The organism is Gemmatimonadota bacterium, from assembly GCA_016209965.1.
Classification (GTDB): Bacteria; Gemmatimonadota; Gemmatimonadetes; order Longimicrobiales; family RSA9; genus JACQVE01.
The window spans coordinates 1-7155 of sequence record JACQVE010000304.1 but is presented as its reverse complement, the minus strand read 5'-3'; the positions used below and the strand labels follow the sequence as shown (position 1 = coordinate 7155).

At 68.4% G+C, this 7155-nt stretch carries 8 protein-coding genes; 3 read left to right on the top strand and 5 right to left on the bottom strand.

Annotation, left to right across the window (positions count from 1 at the left end):
• The first annotated feature begins 1371 nt into the window (after positions 1-1371).
• On the top strand, positions 1372-1704 hold the full coding sequence (locus HY703_11995) for an ATP-binding cassette domain-containing protein (GenBank protein MBI4545911.1): 333 nt from the start codon (positions 1372-1374) through the stop codon (positions 1702-1704).
• Between the two features lie 451 nt (positions 1705-2155).
• On the opposite strand, the gene HY703_11990 is transcribed toward HY703_11995, so the two are convergent.
• The 5 genes from HY703_11990 to HY703_11970 all read right to left on the bottom strand — a co-directional run bounded on the left by HY703_11990 (position 2156) and on the right by HY703_11970 (position 5008).
• Positions 2156-3058 (bottom strand): zinc dependent phospholipase C family protein, encoded by a 903-nt coding sequence (locus HY703_11990; protein ID MBI4545910.1) that lies wholly within the window; start codon positions 3056-3058, stop codon positions 2156-2158.
• 14 nt (positions 3059-3072) lie between these two features.
• Entirely contained in the window at positions 3073-3450 is a 378-nt protein-coding gene (locus HY703_11985) for a hypothetical protein (protein MBI4545909.1), read from the bottom strand.
• A 47-nt stretch (positions 3451-3497) separates the two neighbouring features.
• Positions 3498-3983: a hypothetical protein gene (locus HY703_11980; GenBank protein MBI4545908.1), complete on the bottom strand. Its 486-nt coding sequence runs from the start codon at positions 3981-3983 to the stop codon at positions 3498-3500.
• A gap of 149 nt (positions 3984-4132) precedes the next feature.
• On the bottom strand, positions 4133-4339 hold the full coding sequence (locus HY703_11975) for a hypothetical protein (protein MBI4545907.1): 207 nt from the start codon (positions 4337-4339) through the stop codon (positions 4133-4135).
• A gap of 492 nt (positions 4340-4831) precedes the next feature.
• Positions 4832-5008: a hypothetical protein gene (locus tag HY703_11970; protein ID MBI4545906.1), complete on the bottom strand. Its 177-nt coding sequence runs from the start codon at positions 5006-5008 to the stop codon at positions 4832-4834.
• Between the two features lie 368 nt (positions 5009-5376).
• Between HY703_11970 and HY703_11965 the strand changes: the two genes are divergently transcribed.
• Positions 5377-5781 carry a hypothetical protein gene (locus HY703_11965; GenBank protein ID MBI4545905.1) on the top strand — a complete coding sequence of 135 codons (405 nt, stop codon included), beginning with the start codon at positions 5377-5379 and terminating at the stop codon, positions 5779-5781.
• Between the two features lies 1 nt (position 5782).
• The gene (gene murA / locus HY703_11960; protein ID MBI4545904.1) at positions 5783-7069 is read left to right on the top strand and encodes a UDP-N-acetylglucosamine 1-carboxyvinyltransferase; all 1287 of its coding nucleotides are present in this window, start codon (positions 5783-5785) and stop codon (positions 7067-7069) included.
• Positions 7070-7155 lie beyond the last annotated feature (86 nt).

The following is a 7155-nucleotide window of genomic DNA, read 5'->3' as shown; positions in this document are numbered from 1 at the left end:
GTGCCGTGCCAACCCCGGCGGAAGTCGGTGAAGGATCGCCAGCCGCTAGGCACAGAAATTTTCGTTGTGGCATGCTTGACGTTGGCGGCGTGCGGCTCGGGTTCAGGCCAGAAAGACGCGGTCAGAACTATCCATGTGCAAACCCCTGAGTTTACGTTCCCCGAGCGCTTTCTCTTCGTCGCATCGGTCCGTGAGCTCGGTGACAAGCGGGTGGTCGTGGCGGATCCCGATGTCCGCGCCGTGCTAATTGCTCACGCGGATCGCGGTGTCCTGGACACCGTCGGCAGGGTGGGCCGCGGTCCAGGTGAATACTCACGGCCGATCCGACTCTTTTCTCTTGCCGGCGACTCTACGGCTATCCTCGACAGCGAGCTGCGACGTCTCGTGATCTTGACCAGTGATGGAAGGATTGTCGTTACAGCTTCCCTTCCTCAATGGTTCGACGCAAACGAACTACGGGGTGCGGATTGGCAGGGGGGCTTGTATTCCACCGGGCCGTTAATTGGGATGGAAACTCCCGACCCTTCGCGGCTGCCTGATTCCTTGCCCGTCATCCGCTGGGACCGCCGAGATGGGACTGTGGATACTGTCGGCATGCTCGACATTGCCGGTTACGCCGTTGCGACTTTTTCGGAGGGTACAGGCTCGGTTCGACAGGTGAACACGTTTCTCCTCCCCCAGCCCTTTAGCCCCCACGACGGATGGGCTGTTGCTCCAGATGGGCGCGTCGGTGTCGTGCGGGCAGCTAATTACCGGGCAGAATGGTGGACGAGAGCGCGCCAATCCGCAAAGATAATTGGACCATCGATAGCGCATGAAGCACTGCCCGTGATTGCCGCGGATCGGACTGCCAATGCTCCGCCGGCAGCGTTGCGCATAGAATTTCACTGGCCGAAACGAAAGCCACCGTTTGGCCGAGATGCCGTGAGAATCTCACAGAATGGAGAGCTCTGGGTAGCCAGATATAGGGCGGCGAGTGATTCCCTGCCGAAATACGATATCTTTGACACACGGGGTGTCTTGGTGCGACGCGCTTCCACGCCCGCCGGCCGACGACTTGTCGGGTCCGGCCGATCTACAATTTACCTGGCGTGGCGGGACCAATACGGCTATGACTGGCTGGAGCGGTACCCTTATCCCAGCGGCGATAGGTAGCCGGCTGCACGGCGTAGGTGGGCCCACACCCCGCAACCCTACAGGATCAAGGCAGCCAGCCGGCCGCTGGCGGCGGGTGAGCCGAGCCTGATTTCCGCCCAGCGGCGCACTGGTCGCGCCGACGCGGGTCAGGGAAGCGCTGAACCGCCACGCCACTTGCTCCGCCCCCCCGCAGTTTTCTTCCCTCCAATTCGCGCGCACTGAGAAAGGCCGCTGGTGAATCAGGGGCAGGCGCCACCGCTCGAGGCGGCTGGGCTGGTGAAGCGCTTCGGGCAGATCGAGGCGCTGCGCGGCGTAAGCTTCGTGCTGGAGCCGGGTGAGGTCTTCGGCTACCTGGGTCCTAACGGCGCGGGCAAGACGACGACGCTGCGCATCGTGCTCGGGCTGGTGCACCCGACCGCGGGGCCAGGTGCGGCTCTTCGCCATGCCGCCGGAGCGGGCAGCCAGCCGCGAAGATGTGGGCTTCCTCCCGGGCGACCTGCGGCTCTACGGCGACATGACAGCCGGGCAGATCCTCGACTTCTATGCCCGTTTTCGACCGGGCCGTGAGCAGACCGTGCTGGGTGGCGCGGGCGCGGCCGGTGTGCTGGCCTTCGGCTGGAACCACCCTGTGGCGCTGGCGCTGGGCGCGGCTGTGGCGATCGTGCTCGCGGCGCGCGCCGTCGCCGGGGAGATCGAGAACGGCGCCATCGAGCTGGTGCTGGCGCAGCCGCTTTCGCGTATGCGCTACCTGTGGGTGCAGGTGCTGTTTGCCCTGGCCGCGATCGGGGGCGTGGCTCTGGTTGGCGTGCTGGCCACCGCCATCGGCCAGCGCGTGCTGGGCCTGGAGCCGTTCGCTACGGCTCGGCTCGCCAGACTGCTGCTGAACTTCTGGCTGCTGCAGACGGCACTCTTCGCGATCACGCTGGCCTTCTCCGTCTTCGGCCGGGAAGCCGGCCGCGTGGCCGCGCCCGCTGGGGCCAGGCGCCACGTGTCAGCTGAAGAACGGGACAGCCCGCATTCAGCTTTTGACGCTCTCCTTCCAGTAGCCCAACTCCTCGGGCGGCAGGGGGAAGAAGTCGTCGGCCATGAGGCGGAGCAGCTTGCGGTTGCGCCAGGCGCCCTCGCGCAGGGCCATGCGGCGCACGCGCTTGGCCAGGCGCAGGTTGAACTCGCCGGTGGGGTCGAGCGCGGCGGCGGCGGAGTTGCGGCGGCGCAGCAGGTAGTCGATGAGGTAGTCGAAGGCGCGGGAGACGTAGGCCTCGACGTCCCCGGCCGGCAGGTCCCAGCGCGATTTCTGCACCACGCGGTCGAAGACGGCCTGCCAGCGCTCGTTGTCCTGGAAGCGGATCATGCCGCGGAAGATCCGGCGGTTGGTCTCGAAGGAGAAGATGGTGCCGCTCAGCACGCGATCGAAGAGCGCGTCGGCCTCGGTGTGGTCGTACTCCATGACCACGTCCCGGGCGAGGCCGGCGTACTGCTCGCCCAGGTGGGTGTCCATGCGGTGCTCCCAGTAGGAGTGGCCCAGCGCCTTGGTCGAGCTGGTCATGAGAAGCTGGCGCGGCAGGTAGAAGTTGTGGGCAATGGTGTCGGCCGCGAGGTGACTGAGGTAGCCCAGCCCGACGGCGCGCAGCCGGTCGTTCTCCGCTTCATTGTAGATCTCCTCGCCCACGTGCCAGAAGTGGCAGTGGCGGCCGGCGGGCACGTACTTCTTGGCAAAGGAAATGTCCGCGGCCAGGGAGCCATAGAGGAAGCTCTGGGGGTGGACGCGGATGAGGCTGGCCAGGGCTTCGGGCAGCAGGAAGAGCGAGCCGAGCAGGCGCTCGCCCAGGAAGGCGTGGGTAGCCGGCCCGAAGGCCCAGGCGCTTTCGGGCAGCAGGAGCAGCAGGGCGAGCGCCAGCGGGAGGGCGGCGAATGCCGGCACGGCCGGTGCCCGACTCAGGAGCGGCGGAGCTTTCTGGCCGTGCGGCGGAGCGACGTCTGAGCCTCCTCGACCTGCTGGTTCAAGGTGCGCGCCAGGTCGTCCCGGGCGGCAGACAGAATATCTGCGACCTCGCTGCGGAATCCGCGCAGCAGCTCGCGAGCAGCCGTGTTCAGCTCGGCGCCCAGATCGCCGGCGGCGCTGGCGCGCTCCTCGAGCCCGCGGCGTGCCTGGCGGGCGCCGCTCCGGACCTGCTTGCCGTAGGGACCGAGCTGCTTCAGGATGCGCTGGGTGCGCGACGGCGGCTCCGGGCGGAGCAGCAGGGCGGCAGCGACTCCGAGAATGGCGCCTACGGCGAATGCGCTAACGAAATCGATTGTGTCACGGCGAGCCATCGGCTCCTCCTGCTGGAGCGAAACGTACTGCGAATCGCGGCAGACCACTAATGCCGGCGGCGGCGCAGCCGGCGCAACGACCGGGTGGAGGCGTGCAGGCCGCGCGCGGCGGCGGCGGCATCCAGGAACAGGTCCTCGGCCTCTTCCTGCACGACGTCCAGCACCGCGGCAAAATGCTGCACGCGCTCCTGCGCGCCCTCGGCCGCGGCACGCAACTGCTGGTTGATGTCCTCGACGGTCTTGAGCAGCTCGACCACCTCGTGGCGGACCGAGTCGCTGATCCGGCTGGCGTCGCTGGCCACGCGGCTGGCGTTCTCGAGCAAGGGCTCGGCGCGCGGGCCCAGCCGCTTGACGGTTTCGTTCAGCGAGCGCATCAGGCGGGCCAGCGAGCGGAAGGCCAGCAGCCCGGCGACCGCGAAGCCGAGGGCGACGAGCGCGACGGTCGCGGCGGCCAATGCGGTCAGGACTTCGGGCCAAGTGAGGGTTGCGGCTGATTGCGCCGCAGGCGCGGCCTGCAGGAAGGCGAGCGGCACGGTCCAGGTCACGGTGCTTCCTCCTCGAAGGAATCCTGCTGTCCCCGCCGTCTCCCGGGCGAACGGCGTTGCGTGGAGCGCGCGCACGCGCCATGCGGCCGATGCGGATCCGGAGCCCGGCTGCTCAGGGGACGGAGAGCGGGCGCCGGTCAGGCAAACAGATCGACTCCCAGCGTCCGGGCCCCCGGCTTGGGCACGAGCCCCAGTCGCCGGCGGGCAAAGCGGCCAGCTTCGAAGGCGGCGATCACCGCGTCGCGCAACGCGGGCGGCAGCGCCGAAAGGGCGAATGCCGCTCCCCCGTCGCTCGTGGTCGAGCAGCCGCTCCAGCTCGCGAAGGGTGAGGTGCGGCTCGTCATCGCGCAAGTGGGCGTGGGCCGGCGCGCAGCGGCGAGGCGCTCATCCCCTGTTTCCACGTGGCGCGGTGCTTGGCCGCGTGGCGGACCGCGACGCGGCGGCATACTCCGCTGACTGACGGGGTGAACGGCTGGCCGGTGGGATCCGGTAGTGCATTGTAGGCCGCGCACTTTCGGGGTGTCAAGCAGGACCCGCGAGGGGTGGCGACGCGGCGGCTGGAACACCTCTTGCGCAGCCACGCCGCTGCCGGCGATCCCGCCCGTCGTGGCCGGTAGCCCGAGCGCCTTGGTGGTCGAGTTCGTAGGTACGGTCACGCACCGAGGGCGGGCCGGTACTTGCGAATTCGACCGCTTAACCAGGCCGACCCATGAAGATCGCGATGGTATCCACGCCCTTCGTCGCCGTGCCGCCGCGCGATTACGGCGGGACGGAGCTCGTGGTGCACGAGCTGGTTGAGGGGCTCCTCGCGCGCGGTTTCGCGAGCTGAACCGCGCCTACGAGGCGTGGTGGGACGGCAGCACGCGGATCCGGACCGACGACGAGTTCTTCAACGCCGCTGTGCGGCAGTCGCTCACGGATCTGTGCGCCCTGCTGGTCGAGGTGGCCGGGCGGCCGATCATCACGGCGGGCATCCCGTGGTTCACCACGGTGTTCGGGCGAGACTCCGTCATCACCAGCCTGCAGACGCTGGTCGTGGATCCGGCTATTGCCGGGCAGACGCTGCGCTTCCTGGCGGCGCATCAGGGTCGCAACCAGGACGAGTGGACGGAGGAAGAGCCGGGGAAGATCCTGCACGAGCTGCGGCGCGGCGAAATGGCCGCCTGCATGGAAGTCCCCCATGTCCCGTACTATGGCAGTGTGGACTCTACCCCACTCTTCCTGGTGCTGCTGGGGGAAACCCTGCGCTGGACGTCGCGCTGGTCCGGGAGCTGCTCCCCGCGGCGGAGCGGGCGCTGGACTGGATCGACCAGCACGGCGACATGGACGGCGACGGCTTGGTCGAGTATGCGCGTCGCTCGCCGCGCGGGCTGCGTTCCACTTGCGCTGCCACCGGCTGCCCGAGCTGTTCTGCGGGATGTGGCGCGGCGAGACGGACGCGCCCGTGGCCTACCCGGTCTCCTGCGCGCCGCAAGCGTGGGCGGCGGGCGCCCTGTTCCTGATGATCCAGAGTGTGCTGGGCCTCGAGCCGGACGCCAACGGCCGCAAGCTGCACCTGATCCAGCCGTACTTGCCGCGTCGCTTCCGCTTCCTGGAGCTGCGCGGCATGCGCGTCGGCCAGAGTCGCGCGTCGCTGCAGTTCCAGCGCCATGGCGACCGGACCATGGCCAATGTGCTCGAGATGGAGGGCGAGCCGCTGCATGTGCGCATTGATGTGCTGTCGGCCGGCCCGCCGGCCCGCGCTTCGATTGACTGGATCTTCCGGCCGCGGGTATCTTGCGCCTGAAATGCCCAAGTTCATAGTAGAAGGCGGCCATCCGCTGAGCGGCCGCATCCGACCCGCGGGCAACAAGAACGCCGCGCTCCCTCTCCTGACGGCCACCCTCCTGACGGAAGAGCCCGTGGTGCTGCATAACGTTCCGGACATCCGGGACGTGCGCACCCTGCTCGAGCTGTTGAACCGGCTGGGCGTAGAAAGCGAGTGGCTGGGGCGCAACACGGTGCGGGTGCACGCGCGGGCGGTGCGCGCCTCCGAGCTCGAGCCCGAGCTGGCCGCGCGCATCCGCGCCTCGATCCTGCTGGCGGGGCCCATGCTGGCGCGCGTGGGACGGATGCTCCTGCCGCCGCCCGGCGGCGACGTGATCGGCCGGCGTCGACTCGACACCCACTTCCTGGCGCTGTCCCGACTGGGCGCCGTGGTCGAGAGCGGCGAGGGCTACCGCCTCGAGACCAGAGGTCTCGAGGGTGCCGAGATTTTCCTGGACGAGCCCAGCGTGACGGCCACGGAGAACGCGATCATGGCCGCCGTGCTGGCCCGGGGCGGGACACGCATCCGCAACGCGGCGGCGGAGCCGCACGTCCAGGACCTGTGCCGCATGCTGAACGCTTTGGGCGCGGGCATTGCCGGGGTGGGCACGCACATCCTCGAGATCCAGGGCGTCGAGCGGCTGGGCGGCGGCGAGTTCCGCCTGAGCAGCGACCATATCGAGGTGGGATCCTTCATCGGGCTGGCCGCTGTCACGGGGGGAGAGGTCACGATCCAGGATGCGGCCCTCGAGCACCTCGATTCGACACTGCTCGCCTTCGAGCGACTGGGCGTGCGCTGCGAGATCCGTGGCTCCGACCTGTTCGTGCCCGCGGAACAGGAGCGCGCCGTCCGGCTGGACATGGGCGGCTACATCCCGAAGATCGATGACGGCCCGTGGCCCGCGTTCCCGGCGGACCTTACCTCCATTGCCCTGGTGCTGGCCACGCAGTGCCGGGGCACGGTACTGATCCACGAGAAGATGTTCGAGTCCCGAATGTTCTTTGCCGACAAGCTGATCAGCATGGGCGCACGCATTGTGTTGTGCGACCCGCACCGCGCCGTGGTGGTCGGTCCGTCGCGACTCCACGCCGCGGTCGTGGAGACGCCGGACATCCGCGCAGGGATGGCGCTGCTGATCGCGGCGCTGGGCGCGGAAGGCGAGACTCACATCTACAACGCGGGTCAGATCGAGCGCGGCTACGAGCGGATCGACGAGCGGCTGCGAGCTTTGGGTGCGCGCATCGAGCGGCAGGACTCGCGGGACTAATTGGTCGAGTTCGTGAGTACGGCCGAATGCGGCCGTATTTGCGGATTCGACCACTAAAGGAGGGTAGGGGTATGACAGAGGAGCAG

What these genes read in the sequence shown, in the direction of transcription:
- HY703_11985 (MBI4545909.1), bottom strand. Translation starts at nt 3,450, where the DNA reads ATGGCTCGCCGTGACACAATCGATTTCGTTAGCGCATTCGCCGTAGGC.
- HY703_11970 (MBI4545906.1), bottom strand. Translation starts at nt 5,008, where the DNA reads ATGACGGAGTCTCGCCCGAACACCGTGGTGAACCACGGGATGCCCGCC.
- HY703_11975 (MBI4545907.1), bottom strand. Translation starts at nt 4,339, where the DNA reads ATGACGAGCCGCACCTCACCCTTCGCGAGCTGGAGCGGCTGCTCGACC.
- murA (MBI4545904.1), top strand. Translation starts at nt 5,783, where the DNA reads ATGCCCAAGTTCATAGTAGAAGGCGGCCATCCGCTGAGCGGCCGCATC.